The 16,258-nt window shown below is 64.3% G+C and carries 11 protein-coding genes and 8 pseudogenes; 18 read left to right on the top strand and 1 reads right to left on the bottom strand.

Annotation, left to right across the window (positions count from 1 at the left end; translation table 11 throughout):
• The first annotated feature begins 7 nt into the window (after positions 1-7).
• The 18 genes and pseudogenes from cobO to ACZZZP_RS11140 all read left to right on the top strand — a co-directional run bounded on the left by cobO (position 8) and on the right by ACZZZP_RS11140 (position 14,864).
• Entirely contained in the window at positions 8-619 is a 612-nt protein-coding gene (gene cobO, locus ACZZZP_RS11225) for a cob(I)yrinic acid a,c-diamide adenosyltransferase (protein ID WP_122450863.1), read from the top strand.
• Complete coding sequence (locus tag ACZZZP_RS11220) at positions 619-1,965, top strand: cobyrinate a,c-diamide synthase (protein WP_463382759.1); 1,347 nt, start codon at positions 619-621, stop codon at positions 1,963-1,965. Before cobO ends, ACZZZP_RS11220 begins: the two co-directional genes overlap by 1 nt.
• On the top strand, positions 1,962-2,612 hold the full coding sequence (bluB, locus tag ACZZZP_RS11215; RefSeq protein WP_463536523.1) for a 5,6-dimethylbenzimidazole synthase: 651 nt from the start codon (positions 1,962-1,964) through the stop codon (positions 2,610-2,612). Before ACZZZP_RS11220 ends, bluB begins: the two co-directional genes overlap by 4 nt.
• Positions 2,609-3,542 (top strand): annotated as a pseudogene (gene cbiB / locus ACZZZP_RS11210) (adenosylcobinamide-phosphate synthase CbiB). The gene bluB and the pseudogene cbiB overlap by 4 nt, the downstream one beginning before the upstream one ends.
• A 34-nt stretch (positions 3,543-3,576) precedes the next feature.
• Positions 3,577-4,547: pseudogene (gene cobD / locus ACZZZP_RS11205) on the top strand (threonine-phosphate decarboxylase CobD).
• Positions 4,540-6,006 (top strand): annotated as a pseudogene (locus tag ACZZZP_RS11200) (cobyric acid synthase). Before cobD ends, ACZZZP_RS11200 begins: the two co-directional pseudogenes overlap by 8 nt.
• Before the next feature lie 239 nt (positions 6,007-6,245).
• A pseudogene (gene cobU, locus ACZZZP_RS11195) lies at positions 6,246-6,768 on the top strand (bifunctional adenosylcobinamide kinase/adenosylcobinamide-phosphate guanylyltransferase).
• Entirely contained in the window at positions 6,765-7,820 is a 1,056-nt protein-coding gene (gene cobT, locus ACZZZP_RS11190; protein WP_463382754.1) for a nicotinate-nucleotide--dimethylbenzimidazole phosphoribosyltransferase, read from the top strand. Before cobU ends, cobT begins: the two are co-directional and overlap by 4 nt.
• Positions 7,817-8,389, top strand: a complete 573-nt coding sequence (gene cobC / locus ACZZZP_RS11185; protein WP_463536522.1) for an alpha-ribazole phosphatase family protein — start codon at positions 7,817-7,819, stop codon at positions 8,387-8,389. Before cobT ends, cobC begins: the two co-directional genes overlap by 4 nt.
• Positions 8,389-9,131: pseudogene (locus ACZZZP_RS11180) on the top strand (adenosylcobinamide-GDP ribazoletransferase). The gene cobC and the pseudogene ACZZZP_RS11180 overlap by 1 nt, the downstream one beginning before the upstream one ends.
• Before the next feature lie 616 nt (positions 9,132-9,747).
• Positions 9,748-10,162, top strand: a pseudogene (locus ACZZZP_RS11175) (MarR family winged helix-turn-helix transcriptional regulator).
• 22 nt (positions 10,163-10,184) lie between these two features.
• Positions 10,185-11,385, top strand: a pseudogene (locus tag ACZZZP_RS11170) (MFS transporter).
• Positions 11,382-11,507 (top strand): hypothetical protein, encoded by a 126-nt coding sequence (locus ACZZZP_RS11165; protein ID WP_277342756.1) that lies wholly within the window; start codon positions 11,382-11,384, stop codon positions 11,505-11,507. Before ACZZZP_RS11170 ends, ACZZZP_RS11165 begins: the two are co-directional and overlap by 4 nt.
• Before the next feature lie 96 nt (positions 11,508-11,603).
• Positions 11,604-12,128 (top strand): glutathione peroxidase, encoded by a 525-nt coding sequence (locus ACZZZP_RS11160; RefSeq protein ID WP_463536521.1) that lies wholly within the window; start codon positions 11,604-11,606, stop codon positions 12,126-12,128.
• A 106-nt stretch (positions 12,129-12,234) separates the two neighbouring features.
• Complete coding sequence (locus ACZZZP_RS11155; protein ID WP_122496016.1) at positions 12,235-12,543, top strand: PepSY domain-containing protein; 309 nt, start codon at positions 12,235-12,237, stop codon at positions 12,541-12,543.
• A complete protein-coding gene (locus ACZZZP_RS11150) occupies positions 12,543-12,878 on the top strand; it encodes a PepSY domain-containing protein (RefSeq protein WP_241000607.1) in 336 nt (111 codons plus the stop codon). Before ACZZZP_RS11155 ends, ACZZZP_RS11150 begins: the two co-directional genes overlap by 1 nt.
• A pseudogene (locus tag ACZZZP_RS11145) lies at positions 12,878-13,545 on the top strand (response regulator transcription factor). The gene ACZZZP_RS11150 and the pseudogene ACZZZP_RS11145 overlap by 1 nt, the downstream one beginning before the upstream one ends.
• Positions 13,542-14,864, top strand: a complete 1,323-nt coding sequence (locus ACZZZP_RS11140) for an ATP-binding protein (protein ID WP_463382748.1) — start codon at positions 13,542-13,544, stop codon at positions 14,862-14,864. The pseudogene ACZZZP_RS11145 and the gene ACZZZP_RS11140 overlap by 4 nt, the downstream one beginning before the upstream one ends.
• A gap of 634 nt (positions 14,865-15,498) precedes the next feature.
• Here ACZZZP_RS11140 and ACZZZP_RS11135 read toward each other — a convergent pair.
• Positions 15,499-16,095: an NADPH-dependent FMN reductase gene (locus ACZZZP_RS11135; protein ID WP_463382747.1), complete on the bottom strand. Its 597-nt coding sequence runs from the start codon at positions 16,093-16,095 to the stop codon at positions 15,499-15,501.
• Positions 16,096-16,258 lie beyond the last annotated feature (163 nt).

Here is a 16,258-nt window from a genome sequence, read left to right as displayed (position 1 = left end):
GACCGCAATGAGCGAATCCGCAGAACGCGACGCCCGCCACAAAGCGCGCATGGCCCGCAAAAAAGCCCTTATCGACGAGAAAATCGCCCAGGCCCAGAACGAATACGGCCTGCTGCTGGTGCACACCGGCAATGGCAAAGGCAAAAGCAGCTCAGCCTTTGGCATGGTGGCGCGGGCCTTGGGCCATGGCATGAAAGTGGGCGTGGTGCAGTTCATCAAAGGCGCGGCCAGCACGGGCGAAGAACGCTTCTTCCGCCGCTTCCCCGAAGAAGTCAGCTACCACGTGATGGGCGAGGGCTACACCTGGGACACCCAGGACCGCCAGCGCGATATCGACAAAGCAGTCGCCGCCTGGGCCGTTGCCAAAGACATGCTCAACGACCCGGCCATCGGCCTGGTGGTGCTGGATGAGCTGAACATCGCCCTCAAACACAACTACCTCGACCTCGACACCGTGCTTGCCGATATCGGCGGCCGTCCGGAATTTCAGCACGTGGTCGCCACCGGCCGTGGCGCACCGCCTGCGCTGATTGAAGCCGCCGACACCGTGACCGAAATGGCCATGGTCAAGCACGCGTTCAAATCCGGCGTGAAAGCCCAGGCCGGGGTGGAGTTCTAATGCAAAGCCACGCATGCCCGGCGCTGTTGATCGCCGCACCGGCGTCCGGCCAGGGCAAAACCACCGTCACCGCCGCCCTGGCGCGCTTGCACACACGCCAAGGCAAACGGGTTCGGGTATTCAAATGCGGGCCGGACTTTCTCGACCCCATGATTCTCGCCCGCGCCAGCGGTGCGCCGGTGTACCAGCTGGATTTGTGGATGGTCGGCGAAGCGGAAAGCCGTCGCCTGCTCTGGGAAGCCGCCGCCGAGGCCGACCTGATTCTGATTGAAGGCGTCATGGGCCTGTTCGACGGCACGCCATCGGCCGCCGATTTGGCCCGTCACTTCGGCGTGCCGGTGTTGGCGCTGATCGACGGTTCAGGCATGGCGCAAACCTTCGGCGCCATGGCTCACGGCATGGCCACGTACCAGGCCGACCTGCCGTTCTCCGGCGTGCTCGCCAACCGCACCGGCAGCGCCCGGCATGGCGAAATTCTGCGCGACTGCCTGCCGCCTGCCATCAAATGGTACGGCGCCTTGCCGCGCAGCGCCGCGATTGAACTGCCGAGCCGGCACCTGGGCCTGGTGCAAGCCGAAGAGCTGGAAGACCTGGACGCCCGTCTGGACGCCGCCGCCGACGCCCTGGCCGCCAGCGCCGACACCACGTTGCCGGCGCCCGTGCACTTCGCGCCGCCACCAATGGTTCGGCAGATATTGCCGTCGCTCAAGGGCGTGCGCATTGGCGTGGCGCGCGACACCTCGTTCGCCTTTCTCTATCAGGCCAACCTCGACCTGCTGCGCGAGCTGGGCGCCGAGCTGATCGAATTCTCGCCGTTGCGCGACAGCGCGTTGCCCGAGGTCGACAGCCTGTATTTGCCCGGCGGTTATCCGGAATTGCACCTGCAACCGCTGCAAGCCAACCAGGCCATGCGCGCCGCCATTCACGCCCATCACGCGGCGGGCAAACCGCTGCACGCCGAATGCGGCGGCATGTTGTACCTGCTCGACGCGCTAACTGACAAAGACGGCGCCAGCGGCGAACTGTTGGGCCTGCTGCCGGGCAATGCGCTCATGCATAAAAAGCTCAAAGCCCTGGCGTTGCAGGAAATCGACTTGCCCGAAGGCCGCGTGCGGGGCCACACCTATCACTACTCCGAACTGCACTGCGCCCTGGAGCCGCTGGCCCGTGGCGTGTGCCCGACCTACAAACGCACCAGCGAGGCGGTGTACCGCATCGGCCGGCTGACGGCTTCGTACATTCACCTGTATATGCCGTCCAACCCGGCGGCCGCCGCAGCACTGTTTCTGCCTGGCGCAGCGCCCGCTCTTAGCCACGTTCAGCAGAGCGACGAGCAACTGGCATGAGCGACCACGCCTACAGCGCGGCCGAGCGCGCGGCCATTTACCGCGCCATTGGCGAACGCCGTGACATGCGCCATTTCAGCGGCGGCGAAGTGGCGCCCGAGGTGCTGGCGCGCTTGCTCGAAGCGGCTCACCACGCGCCGAGCGTCGGCCTGATGCAGCCGTGGCGGTTTATCCGCATTACGCAAACACCGTTGCGCCATGCCATTCACGCGCTAGTGGAAGAAGAACGGGTGCGTACTGCCGAGGCGCTGGAACAGCGCGCCGATGAATTTATGCGGCTGAAGGTCGAGGGCATTCGCGACTGCGCCGAGCTGCTTGTGGTCGCCCTGGGTGATGGCCGCGAAGCCCATGTGTTTGGCCGTCGCACATTGCCAGAAATGGACCTGGCCTCGGTGTCCTGCGCGATCCAGAATTTCTGGCTGGCCGCTCGCGCCGAAGGGCTGGGCGTGGGTTGGGTGTCGATGTTCGAGCCGCACGCGTTAGCCGAATTGCTGCACCTGCCCGCTGGCGCCAAGCCGGTTGCAGTGTTGTGCGTGGGCCCGGTGCCCGAATTCTACGAAGCGCCGATGCTGCAACAGGAAGGCCGGGCGACGCCGCGACCGCTCAGCGAACTGCTATTCACCGACACCTGGCCGGAGGCGCAATGAGCATCGCCTTGCTCAGCGTCGCCGGGGTGGCGCTGGACGCGTGTTTCGGCGAACCCAAACGCTGGCATCCGCTGGTGGGCTTTGGGCGCCTGGCCAATGCCCTCGAACAGCGCTTCAACCGCGCCTTCAGCGACAACGCCGAAGAGGTCGGACGCGGCTGGCGCAGCCATGGCGTCACCGCCTGGGTGCTCGCCGTGCTGCCGCTGACCGTCGCCGCCTGGCTGCTGAGCCTGCTGCCCTACATCGGCTGGCTGGTGGACATAGCCGCGCTGTACCTGGCGCTGGGCATGCAAAGTTTGACCGAACATGCGCAACCGATTGTGCAGGCGCTGCGCGACGGTGATTTGGCCAAAGCCCGCGAGCGGGTGGGCTATATCGTCAGCCGCGACACCTCGGCTCTCGATGAGCACGGCGTGGCCCTGGCCGCCACCGAATCGGTACTGGAAAACGGCAGTGACGCGGTGTTCGCCGCCTTGTTCTGGTTTGTGCTGCTGGGCGCGCCCGGCGCGGTGCTGTACCGCCTGAGCAACACGCTGGACGCCATGTGGGGCTACCGCAACCCGCGTTTCGAACGCTTTGGCTGGGCAGCGGCGCGCATCGACGATGTGCTCAACCTGATCCCGGCGCGGCTGGTGGCGCTCACCTACGCGCTGCTCGGCAACACCCGTCTGGCCTTGCGCTGCTGGTGCCGGCAGGGCTTCACCTGGTACAGCCCAAACGCCGGCCCGGTAATGGCGGCGGGCGCTGGTGCGCTGGGCGTAGCGCTGGGGGCGACCGGCCATGTACCACGGCGCCCTGCGTGAACGCCCACCCTTGGGCGAAGGCCCGCCGCCGGACGCCGACACCATTGAGCGCGCCGTGCGGTTGGTGCGTCGTGGCGTGCTGCTGTGGCTGCTGGTGTTGCTGCTCGGAGGGCGCCTGTTTGCCTAAGCCAATCAGCGCCGGCCTGCTCCATGGCGGCCGACTGCAACAGGCCGCGCGTGACTACGACATTGCCGTCGAAGACTGGCTGGACCTGTCCACCGGCATCGCGCCGTGGCCGTTTCCCCTGGCCGAGATTCCCGTCAGCGCCTGCGGCGCGGCTGCCCGAAGATGACGACGGCTTAACCGCCGCTGCCTGCGCTTATTACGGCGTTGAGCAGTTGCTGCCGGTGGCCGGTTCACAAGCAGCCATTCAGCTATTGCCGCGTTTGCGTGGGCGCAGCCGTGTGGGCGTGCTGTCGCCGTGCTACGCCGAACATGCCCACGCCTGGCGCGAACCCGGGCACGACGTTCGCGAACTGACCGAGGCCGACGTCGCCGCGCAGCTCCATGAGCTGGACGTGCTCGTGGTGGTCAACCCCAACAACCCCACCGGCCGCCTGTGCCCGCGCGACCAGCTTTTGACCTGGCACGCGAACCTGGCGGAGCGGGGCGGGTGGTTGCTGGTGGACGAAGCCTTTATCGACATCACGCCGCAGCACAGCCTGGCGGCCGACTGTCCGCGTGACGGTCTGATCGTGCTGCGCTCATTCGGCAAATTCTTCGGCCTGGCCGGCGCTCGACTGGGCTGCGTGCTGGCGGCGCCAGCGCTGCTGCAAGCCCTGGCCGATCGCCTCGGCCCCTGGACCGTTAACGGGCCAAACCCGCGCCGTGGCCCGCCAGTGTTTCGCCGACCTCGCCAGTCAGAAGCAGCAACGTGAACGTGCGCTGTACGCCAGCGAGCGGCTTTCCGAGCTGATGACGGTTAACGGCCTGCAACCCAGCGGCGGCACTGGGCTTTTTCAATGGTGGCAAGGCGAACAAGCCGCTGCCGTTCACGATTTTTTCGCCCGGCGCGGCGTGCTGCTGCGGTTGTTTCCGGCTCATAGCAGCCTGCGCATCGGCCTGCCGGCTGAAGAGGCTGACTGGCTAACACTGACCGAGGTTTTCCACGCGTGGCGCACCAATGACTAACGCAACCGGCACCACCTTGATGGTGCAAGGCACCACATCGGACGCCGGCAAAAGCACGCTGGTGGCGGCCCTGTGCCGTTGGCTGCATCGCCAAGGCGTGAACGTGGTGCTTTTCAAACCCAGAACATGGCGCTCAACAGCGCCGTGACCGTCGACGGCGGCGAAATTGGCCGCGCCCAGGCGGTGCAAGCGCAAGCCTGTGGTTTGCCGGCACACACCGACATGAACCCGGTGCTGCTCAAACCAAACAGCGACACCGGCGCGCAAGTCATCATTCACGGCCGCGCCGTCACCAGCATGGAAGCGGCCCAGTACCACGACTACAAAAAGGTCGCCATGCAGGCCGTGTTGCAGTCGCACCAACGCTTGAGCAGCGCCTATACGGTGGTGATGGTCGAGGGCGCGGGCTCGCCGGCGGAAATCAATTTGCGTGCCGGTGACATTGCCAACATGGGCTTCGCCGAAGCGGTGGATTGCCCGGTGATTCTGATTGCCGACATCGACCGCGGCGGCGTGTTTGCCCATCTGGTCGGCACCCTGGAATTGCTCTCCGAAAGCGAGCAGGCGCGGGTGAAAGGCTTCGTCATCAACCGCTTTCGCGGCGCCCTCAGCCTGTTGCAACCGGGCCTGGACTGGCTGGAACAACGCACGGGCAAACCGGTGCTGGGCGTATTGCCGTACCTCACCGACCTGCACCTGGAAGCTGAAGACGCTATCGACACCCGGCAAACCGCCAAAGCCGAGCAGGTGCTCAAGGTCGTGGTGCCGGTGCTGCCGCGCATCAGCAACCACACCGACTTCGACCCGCTGCGCCTGCACCCGCAGGTAGACCTGCAATTCATCGCCCCCGGCCAGCCGATACCGCCTGCCGACCTGATTATTCTGCCGGGCTCGAAAAGCACCCGTGGCGACCTCGCCGTGCTGCGTGCGAACGGCTGGGAAAGCGCCTTGCACAAACACCTGCGCTACGGCGGCAAGGTGCTGGGCATTTGCGGCGGTTTCCAGATGCTCGGCCAACAGATCCACGACCCGGCAGGTATCGAAGGTGCCGCCGGATCGAGCGCCGGACTGGGGCTGCTCGACTTCGACACGGTGTTGGTCGAGCACAAACAACTGCGCAACGTGAACGGCCATTCTATGCCTCGACGGCGCGGCCATCAGCGGCTATGAAATTCACGCCGGCATCAGCACCGGGCCGGCCTTGGAACGGTTCGCCGTGCAGCTCGACGACGGCCGCTGCGACGGCGCCTGCAGCGACGATGGACAGATTCTCGGCACCTATCTGCATGGGCTGTTCGAGAGCCCCGCTGCCTGCACAGCGTTGCTGCGCTGGGCCGGACTGCAAGACGTGCAGACCGTCGACTACCACGCCCTGCGCGAGCGCGATCTGGAGCGCCTGGCGGACTTGGTTGAACAGCATCTGGATACCGAAAAATTGCGCCACTTATGCGGGCTATAAACCACTCTGTGGGAGCGGCTTTAGCCGCGATGCTCTTGCGACCAAAAAGCATCGCGGCTAAAGCCGCTCCTACAGGTCCGCGATTTGCACTCGATGTTTGGCGAGCACCGGAAACCAAGCAACTCGCGCGGTATTCCACGCACTCTGTGGGAGCGGCTTTAGCCGCGATGCTCTTGCGATCAAAAACATCGCGGCTAAAGCCGCTCCTACAGGGGCGGTGACAACTTTGGACACTGACCATGCATGAACTCATCCTCGGCGGCGCCCGCTCCGGCAAGAGCCGACTCGCCGAACGCCTGGCCAGCGAAAGCACCTGGCCCGTCACCTATATCGCCACCTCCCAGGCCGGCGACGGCGAAATGAGCGCGCGCATCCGCCAACACCGCGAGCGCCGTCCGGCCGCGTGGGGCTTGGTCGAAGAGCCGCTGCGCCTGGCGCACGTGTTGCAAAGCCATGCTGGCGCCGGATCGCTGTCTGCTGGTGGACTGCCTGACGCTCTGGCTCACCAACCTGTTGATGCTCGACGATCCCCAGCGCCTGGCGGCCGAGCGCGACGCGTTACTCCAGTGCCTACCGGCGCTGCCGGGGCGCCTGCTACTGGTGAGCAACGAAACCGGCCTGGGCGTGGTGCCGATGGGCGAGCTGACACGCCGCTATGTCGACGAAGCGGGCTGGCTGCATCAAGCCCTGGCTGAACGCTGCCAGCGGGTGATTTTCACCGTCGCGGGCCTACCCATGATTCTTAAAGGAGTGCCGTTATGAGCTTGTCGTGGTGGGCTGCACCGTGTCAGCCATTGGATACCGTGGCCAAAAGCAAAGCCACGGCACGCCAGCAAGTGCTGACGAAACCGGCCGGCTCGCTGGCGGTGCTGGAGCAGACGGCAATTGACCTGGCGGCCATGCAAGGCTGCGAGCGGCCGGTGATCGATAGCCTATGGATTGCCGTTTTTGCCGGCGACCATGGCGTGGTCGCCGAAGGTGTGTCGGCCTACCCGCAAGCCGTGACGGGTCAGATGCTGCGCAACTTTACCGGCGGCGGCGCAGCCATTAGCGTGTTGGCGCGTTATCTGGACGCTGCGCTGGAAGTGATCGACCTGGGCACCGCCACGCCGCTGGAGGCCATCCCGAACGTGCGCCACCTCAACCTGGGCGCCGGCACGTTCAACTTCGCCCAAGGCCCGGCGATGACGCCCACTCAGCTGTACATCGCCCTCGAAGCCGGGCGTGACAGTGTTCGCCGAGCCAAGGCCGGCGGCGCGCAACTGTACATCGGCGGCGAAATGGGCATTGGCAACACCACCGCTGCCAGCGCCATGGCCAGTGCGCTGCTCGACTGCCCGGTGCGGTTGATGGTCGGTCCTGGCACGGGCCTGGACCCGGCCGGTGTCGCCCATAAAGTGAACGTGATCGAAACCGCCTTGGCCCTGCACCGCGCCCACCTCAACGACCCGCTCGCCGTGCTGCAACACCTGGGCGGTTTCGAGATTGCCGCGCTGGTGGGTGCGTATGTCGCCTGCGCGCAAGAGGGCGTGACGGTATTGGTGGACGGGTTTATTTGCACCGTCGCGGCCCTGATCGCCGTGCGCTTGAACGCCGATTGCCGGCAGTGGTTGTTGTTCGCTCACGAGGGCGCCGAGCCTGGTCATCACGCCGTGTTGGCAGCCCTGGAGGCGCAACCCCTGCTGCAACTGGGCCTGCGCCTGGGCGAGGGCAGTGGCGCGGCGCTGGCCGTGCCGCTGCTGCAAATGGCCTGCTGCCTGCACGGCGACATGGCCACGTTTGCCGAAGCCGCCGTGACAGATCGCCCGGCATGACCCTGCACCTGAGTCTGTTGCGCCATGGCGCCACCGAGCTGGCCGGTGGCTTTCGCGGCAGCATCGACGATGCGCTCACCGATGAAGGCTGGACGCAAATGCACGCCGCCGTGGCCGAAGCGGGCCTGTGGGACCTGATCATTAGCTCGCCGCTGCAACGTTGCGCAGCATTCGCCCACCAGCTTGCCGCTGAGCGTGGCGTGCCGCTGCAGTTGGAACGCGACATCCGCGAGCTGCATTTCGGCGCCTGGGAAGGGCAAACGGCGCTGGCGCTGATGGCCGAGCATGAGGCCGAACTGGGCCAATTCTGGACGGATCCCTATGCCTTTACGCCGCCCGACGGCGAGCCGGTGCTTGAGTTCGCCACTCGGGTGCTCGGCGCTATCGAGCGCATCGCGGCCGAACAAGGCGGGAAGCGCGTGCTGTTAATCAGCCACGGCGGGGTGATGCGCTTGCTGCTCGCCCAGGCCCGCGGTCTGCCGCGCGAGCAATTGCTGCAAGTAGAAGTTTTGCACGGTGGGCTGCACCAGTTGATCGTGCAATCGCCCTGCGTGCTGTCGGAGGTCTGATGCTGCCGCTGCTGATTGCCGTGCAATTTCTGACCAGCTTGCCCGTGCGCTTGGCGGGCATGCCGAGCGCGCAGGAGATGGGGCGTTCGCTGCTGTGGTACCCCGTGGTCGGTCTGCTCATTGGCCTGCTGCTGTTCGGCCTGAACGCGCTGTTGGCCGACACGCCAACCCTGCTTCGCGCCGCGCTGCTGCTGGCCGCCTGGGTGGCGCTGAGCGGCGCCTTGCACCTGGACGGCCTCGCCGATAGCGCCGACGGCTGGCTCGGCGGCTTCGGCGACCGCGAACGCACCCTGACCATCATGAAAGACCCGCGCAGCGGGCCGATTGCCGTGGTCACGCTGGTGGTGGTGTTGCTGCTGAAATTTGCGGCGCTGGTGGCCTTGCTAGAACATTTCCAGTGGAGCGCGTTGCTGCTGGCCCCGTGGCTGGCGCGCGGTTTGTTGCCGCTGCTGTTTATGACCACGCCGTATGTGCGAAGTGGTGGCTTGGGGCAGGCGCTGGCGGAGCACCTGCCGCGCTCGGCGTTGCCGTGGTTGCTGGGCGCACATGCGCTGGCCATGCTTATGTTTGGCTGGGCCGGGTTGTTGGCGTTGGTGAGCGGGCTGCTGCTGTTCGCCTGGTTGCGGGGCGGATGGTGGCGCGGTTGGGCGGCACGACAGGGGATACGGCGGGGGCGATGGTGGAGTTGGTGGAGGTGTTTGGTGTTGGTGGTGTTGGTGGTGTTGGCGGTTTAGGGCGCTAGCCTGAGTGCGCGCATCGTCGAAATGCCGCTTTCGCGGAAAATACGACCGTCTATACAAAAACACCGTCATCCTCGCGCACGCGGGGATCCAGGCTATTGCGTCGTGCACATAACGTCGACACATCCGAGATTCTGGATTCCGAATCGTCGGACCGCCGCCTGCGCGGGAATGACGGATGTCTTTGCAAAAACCACCGTCATCCTCGCGCATGCGCGGGATCCAGGCTTTTGCGTCGTACAGATAACGTCGACACATCCGAGATTTTGGATCCCGAATCGTCGGACCGCCGCGTTCGCGAGGATGACGGGGTGTCTTGATTACAACCACCGTCATCCTCGCGCCGGCGGCCGTCCTCCGACTCGGAGTTCCGGTACGGATAACCCCGACACATCCAGCACTCTGGATTCCGAATCGTCGGACCGCCGCCTTCGCGGGAATGACGATGTTCGCGACAAAAACATCCGTCATTCCCGCGAAGGCGGGAATCCAGAGTCTTTCGTCAGGCACCTATCGTAAACCCCGTCCACGTTTCCCCCATGCCCACTCGAAACAACCACCCCAAAAATCGCTTTTTCCATTTGACGCCCACGCAAACACGGGTATATACACGCATCCATGCTAACCACCCATTGCCTCTGCACCAAACTCCGCCGAGCCGCCCGCAGTGTCAGCCGTCTCTATGACGACGCCCTGCAGCCGCTCGGCTTAAACGTGGCGCAATATTCGCTGCTCAGCCACCTCCAGCGGCTCGAGCAACCGAGCATCTCCGAATTGGCGGAAGCCATGGGCCTGGACCGCAGCACCTTGGGTCGCAATCTCAAGGTATTGGAGGGCGAAGGCTTGGTGCAGATGGGCGAGGGCAGTGATTTGCGTAGCCGCAAGGTGCAATTGTCAGCGCAAGGCACCAGCCGCTTTGAACAGGCCGCGCAGGCTTGGAAAAGACGCGCAAGCGCAAGTGGCGCTGCGCCTCGGTGCAGAAAAACGTGAGGCGCTCTGGCTGTTGCTGGACGACCTGGAAACCATCGATTGATGCAGTGCAGCGGAGCAGGGCGATGACAGCGAGGCGTGCAACGACATGGGTGCTTTTGGGGGCGGCGCTGATCCTGGCGCTGTCGATGGGCATTCGCCATGGCTTCGGCCTGTTTCTGGCGCCGATGAGCGCCGAGTTTGGCTGGGTCCGCGAGGTGTTTGCCTTCGCCATCGCCCTGCAAAACCTGCTGTGGGGTTTGTCGCAGCCGTTTGCCGGCGCCTTGGCTGACCCGCTACGGCGCGGCGCGGGTGATGGTGGTTGGCGGCATTCTTTATGCCCTGGGTTTGGTGCTGATGGCCTCGGCGGACTCGGTGTGGTCGCTGTCGCTGAGCGCCGGTTTGCTGATCGGGTTGGGCTTGTCGGGCACCACGTTCTCGGTGGTGCTCGGCGTAGTCGGCCGCGCGGTGCCGGCGGAGAAACGCAGCATGGCCATGGGCATCGCGGCGGCCGCCGGCTCGTTCGGTCAGTTCGCCATGTTGCCCGGCACGTTGGCTTGCTCAGTTGGCTGGGCTGGTCGCTGGCCCTGGTCGCCCTCGGTGCCCTGGCCGCGCTGATCGTGCCGCTGGTGGCCATGCTTAAAGACAAACCGCTGCCGGTGTCGGGCCACGACCAAACCCTCGGCGCGGCGTTGCGTGAAGCCGCAGCGCACAAAGGCTTCTGGCTGCTGGCGTTGGGCTTTTTTGTCTGCGGGTTTCAGGTGGTGTTTATCGGCGTGCATTTGCCGGCGTATCTGGTGGATCAGCATTTGCCCGCCGCCGTCGGCACCACGGTGTTGGCACTGGTGGGCCTTGTTCAATATTTTCGGCACCTACTTCGCCGGCTGGCTGGGCGGGCGCATGTCCAAGCCGCGCCTGCTGGTGGGGTTATACCTGGCGCGTGCGGTGGTGCTGGTGTGGTTTATCAGCGTGCCGGTGTCGACGTTTACCGCGTACACCTTTGGCGTGCTGATGGGCATTTTCTGGCTCTCGACCGTGCCGCTTACCAACGGCACCGTGGCCACGTTGTTTGGCGTGCGCAACCTGTCGATGCTCGGCGGCATCGTCTTCTTGTTCCATCAACTGGGCGCGTTTCTTGGCGGCTGGATGGGCGGCTATCTGTACGACCGCACGGGCAGCTACGACCTGGTTTGGCAAATTTCCATCGCCCTCAGCCTGGTCGCCGCCGCGCTCAATTGGCCGGTGCGCGAACAGCCGGTTGAACGCCTGCGTATGGCGGCGGCATGAGCCGTTCGTTCACGGTAGCGTTAAGCGTCGCCGCAGCGGCCGGGTTGCTCGCCCTGGTGTGGTGGGGCTGGCAACGTGGCGGTCTGGCGTTGCTGCAACTGGGCATGGGCAGTTGCCTTTGACGGCCCGGCGCTTGACGGGTAGCGTGGCTGCACTGCCATCGACCCTGAGCGCCACCACCATGAGCCTGCGTCGCATCGTTCTACTCTGCCCTCGTTTTGTCGCTGTTCTCGCTGCCGGTGCTGGCGGCCAGTTGCCCGCCATTGCTGCAAGGCGAACTGCCCAAGCTGCGCGACAAAAACAAAGAACAACTCAACCTCTGCGACCAGTTCGCCGGCAAGCCGCTGCTGGTGGTCAACACCGCCAGCCATTGCGGTTTTGCGCCGCAATTCAAAGGCCTTGAGGCGCTGTACAAAAGCCACAAAGAGCAGGGCCTGGAAGTGCTCGGCGTGCCCTCCGACGACTTCAATCAGGAAGACGCCGACCTCGCTGAAACCGCCAAGGTTTGCTACGTCAATTACGGCGTGACCTTCGCCATGGTCGAGCCGCAGCACGTGCGCGGCGACCAAGCCATTCCCCTGTTCAAAGAGCTGGCCGCGCAGAGCAGTGCGCCGCGCTGGAACTTCTACAAATACGTGGTCGACCGCCAGGGCAACGTGGTGGCGAGCTTTTCCAGCATGACCAAGCCGGACGACCCCGAGCTGCAAGCCGCGCTAGCCAAAGCCATTGCCTCCAAGCCCTGAGCAGCTGGATTTTCTCAACCTTAAGGAATTTAAGCTTCAGTTAAGCGGCGGGCGATAAGGTGATCCCGTCGAAACACATGACTAACTGAAGAAAAGGACTGACCCCATGAATAAGTTCACTGCCCTGTTTGCTGTTGCTGCCCTGACTGCCACCGCCGGTATGGCCCAAGCCCGTGACCTGGGTCCGGACGAAGCCATGAAACTGCGTGATGCCGGCACCGTTCAGTCGTTCGAGAAACTTAACGAAGCGGCCCTGGCCAAACACCCCGGCGCAACTGTGAAAGGCACCGAGTTGGAAGAAGAACACGGCCGCTACATCTACCAGGTTGAACTGCGTGACGCTCAGGGCCTGGAGTGGGATCTGGAGCTTGACGCTACCAACGGCCAGATCCTGAAAGACCATCAAGACAAGTAATGAGCAAACCCGTTAGCAAATGGCTGATGCGTTACTGCGGCATCGTCGCCCTGGTCCTGGCCGTGCTCACCCTGAGCGTCGCCGTGCACGCCCGTGACCTGGACCAAGACGAGGTGCTGCGCCTGCGGCAGGAAGGCCGCATCCCGCCTTTGGAACAGCTGCTAAAACCCGCCCTGGAGCGTCACCCCGGGGCGAAGTTGTTAGAGGCTGAACTAGAGGAAGAGGATGACGTGTTGGTCTACGAAATTGAGCTACTGACCACCGACGGCGTGGTTCGCGAGTTGGAAATCGACGTGCGCGACGGGCGCATCCTCAAGGACAAGGAAGACGACTGATGCGTTTGTTGTTGGTGGAAGACCACGTGCCGTTGGCGGACGAATTGCTCGTCAGTCTGGGTGCCCAAGGCTATGCCGTGGATTGGCTGGCCGACGGGCGCGACGCCGCGCACCAGGGCGCCACCGAACCGTACGATTTGATCATTCTCGACCTCGGCCTACCCGGCAAACCGGGCCTCGACGTACTGCGCGAATGGCGCGCCGGTGGGCTGGCAACGCCGGTACTGATTCTGACCGCACGCGGCTCCTGGGCCGAACGTATTGACGGTCTCAAGCCGGCGCCGATGACTACCTGACCAAACCTTTCCACCCCGAAGAACTGCAACTGCGCATTCAGGCCTTGCTGCGCCGCTCTAAAGGGTTGGCGAATCAGCCGCACCTGGAAGCCGCCGGCTTGCAGCTGGACGAAACGCGCCAATGCGTAAACCTCAACGGCGGCGATATTCAACTGACCGCCGCTGAATTCCGCCTGCTGCGTTACTTCATGCTGCACCCGCAGCAACTGCTGTCCAAAACCCACCTGGCCGAACACCTGTACGACGGCGAAACCGAGCGCGACTCCAACGTGCTGGAAGTGCACGTCAACCACCTGCGCCGCAAGCTGGGCCGTGAAGTGATCGAAACCCGACGCGGCCAGGGCTATCGCTTCGCCGGGTTGGGCGCGTGAAGTCGATTCAGCGCCGGCTGAGCGTCGGCCTGGTCAGTGTGTTGCTGGTGGTTGGCCTGGTGCTGGCGCAAACCAGCATTTGGTTGCTGGACCTTGGCCTACGGCGTTATCTGGAAGACGGCTTACGCCAGCAGGCCGAGAGTTTGCTGATCGCCACTGTGCGCGGGCCGAGCGGTTTGCAGCTCAGCGACCAGCGCGTGCAGGCTACCTACCAGCAACCGTTTTCCGGGCGCTATTTCCGCATCGACTTCGCCGACGGAACGCCGGCCCCGTGGCGCTCCCGCTCGCTGTGGGATTTTGAGCTGACCCCGGCCACGCAGCCCGGTCTGCAAACCGATCTGGCCGATGGCCCGAATGAGCAACTGTTGCTGACCTACCGCGCCGACTACCGTCGCTACGGGCAGCAGATGTCCATCACCGTGGCGCAAGACTACAGCCCCGTACTCGCCAGCTTTCGTCGCGTGCAATACGTTGGCCTGGCGGTCGGCGCCGGCGCGCTGCTGATTATTCTGCTGCTGCAACGCCTGACCGTGCGCAACGCCTTGCGTCCACTGGAACGCGTGCGTCAGCAATTGCAGCAACTGCAACAGGGCCAACGCACTGCGCTGGACAGCGAAGTGCCGCTGGAACTGGAACCGCTGGTGACACAAATCAACCACCTGCTAGCCCACACCGAAGACCACCTGCTGCGCTCGCGCAATGCCCTGGGCAATCTCGGTCACGCCTTGAAAACCCCGCTGGCCGTGCTGATCAGCCTGGCCGAGCGCGACGAATTAAAAGCCTATCCCGCCATTCAGGCCACCCTGCGCGAACAGCTGCAACAGATCGAACAACGCCTGAGCCGCGAACTGGGCCGGGCGCGATTGGCCGGCGAAGCGTTGCCCGGCGCGCAGTTCGTGTGCGACGAAGAGCTGCCGGGGCTGTTCAGCACCCTTGGCATGATTCACAACCGAGGTCTCGAACTGACCTGGAACGCCGCACCGGGTTTACGTTTGCCGCTGGACCGTGAAGACCTGCTCGAAGTGCTCGGCAACCTACTCGACAACGCCTGCAAATGGGCCGACTCGGCCGTAAGCCTGACCGTTCAAGAAGAGGCGGGCGGGTACCACCTGTGGGTCGACGATGACGGACCGGGCATTGAACACGTGCGCCGCGTGGAAGTACTGGAACGGGGCACCCGGCTGGATGAACAGGTGCAAGGGCACGGGCTGGGATTGGGCATCGTGCGCGATATTGTCGAAGCGTGGGGTGGGCGCATCGAGATGCTGGACAGCCCGCTGGGTGGGCTGCGGGTGGGTGTTTTTCTGCCAGGGGCGTGATGCCTTTTCAGGAACCGCGGCTTACCGGAGCAGGTTGTTCGCTGTCTGTGGGAGCGGCTTTAGCCGCGATGCTTTTCGATGATAGTGCGCAAGCACCCGCCGTCCCCGCGCCAGGATGACGAAGGTTTCGCCCAAGCCTCCCGTCATCCCCGCGAATGCGGCGGTCCAGAATGTTGTGGCAAGCGCAAATACTCGTCTCATCCAAAACTCTGGATCCCGAACCGTCGGATCCCCGCGTGCGCGAGGATGACGGAGGTTTTTCCCAAGATGCCCGCCGTCCCCGCGCGAGGGTGACGGAGGTTTTGCCCAAGACCCCCGTCATCCTCGCGAAGGCGGCGGTCCGACGATTCGGGATCCAGAATTTTGTGGCGTGCACAAATACTCGTCTCATCCAAAACTCTGGATCCCCGCGTGCGCGAGGATGACGGAGGTTTTTTCCCAAAATCCCCGCCGTCCCTGCGCGCGGATGACGGAGGTTTGCCCAAGATGCCCGCCGTCCCCGCGCGAGGATGACGGAGGTTTTGAATGCGCGTCATCCTCGCGCACGCGGGGATCCAGAATGTTGCGGCGGGCACGAACCTGAAGCCACGCCCGGTTCCGCGCTCCGGTCAGCCGCGATGCGCTTCCAGGCCCATCACATCCCGTTCGCAAACCCCGGATTGCTCATATCAATCGCCGCCCGCACCGGCTTCAGCGCCTCGCCATACTTAGCCAAAATATCCAACGCATAATCAATGCGGGCCCGCAGGCGTTGATCATCTTCGCCAGCCGCTTCTGGCCCATTCAGCACGCCGCCGCAATGGCGAACCAAAATGTGTTCCGGCAGGTAATTCACGCGGCAGTTCTTGTAGCTCGACGCGCGCATTTCGCTGATGACATAAGGCCCGCCCACGGCCGCCGAAACGCCCACCAACAGCCCCGGCTTGTGCGCCAGTTCGGCCTTGCTGGTGTAGATAAAGAAATTCTTGATCGCCGGGCAGGCCATGCCGTTCCACTCCGGCACCACCACAATCACCGCGTCGGCCGCTGTCAGCTGCTCGGCGTATTGCGCCCAGGGGCCGGTATCTTCGGCAGGCCAGAGGGGCAGGGCACCGGTGCCCAGGTCGATCACCGAACTGTTTTCGGCGCTGGTCAGGTTCAGCTCGATCAAACGCTGCTGAACGAAATGCGCCACCTTGGCGGACTGGCTGTTGTTGCGGCTGGAGCCGGCGACGATGGCGTAATTAAGCATCTGCAAATCCTTGGCGAAAGAGAGAGCGCAGGCTAGCGGGGCGCAGTCAGAGCGGCAAGGGCCAAGGCGCCCTCGCGGGGATTGGATCGCGCCATAAAGCGCAGCCCTGTAGGAGCCAGCTTGCTGGCGAACCCTGGAACAGGTGATTTCAGATCTAAGTTTC

It is taken from the genome of Pseudomonas sp. AC211, from assembly GCF_979258055.1.
The sequence above is the reverse complement of the archived record's forward strand: the minus strand, read 5'-3'. Positions and strand labels throughout refer to the sequence as shown.

Coding starts and splice junctions, on each gene's coding strand:
- ACZZZP_RS11220 (WP_463382759.1), top strand. CDS start 619: ATGCAAAGCCACGCATGCCCGGCGCTGTTGATCGCCGCACCGGCGTCC.
- ACZZZP_RS11165 (WP_277342756.1), top strand. CDS start 11,382: ATGAGCCGTTCGTTCACGGTAGCGTTAAGCGTCGCCGCAGCGGCCGGG.
- ACZZZP_RS11135 (WP_463382747.1), bottom strand. CDS start 16,095: ATGCTTAATTACGCCATCGTCGCCGGCTCCAGCCGCAACAACAGCCAG.
- cobO (WP_122450863.1), top strand. CDS start 8: ATGAGCGAATCCGCAGAACGCGACGCCCGCCACAAAGCGCGCATGGCC.
- cobC (WP_463536522.1), top strand. CDS start 7,817: ATGACCCTGCACCTGAGTCTGTTGCGCCATGGCGCCACCGAGCTGGCC.
- bluB (WP_463536523.1), top strand. CDS start 1,962: ATGAGCGACCACGCCTACAGCGCGGCCGAGCGCGCGGCCATTTACCGC.
- cobT (WP_463382754.1), top strand. CDS start 6,765: ATGAGCTTGTCGTGGTGGGCTGCACCGTGTCAGCCATTGGATACCGTG.
- ACZZZP_RS11155 (WP_122496016.1), top strand. CDS start 12,235: ATGAATAAGTTCACTGCCCTGTTTGCTGTTGCTGCCCTGACTGCCACC.
- ACZZZP_RS11150 (WP_241000607.1), top strand. CDS start 12,543: ATGAGCAAACCCGTTAGCAAATGGCTGATGCGTTACTGCGGCATCGTC.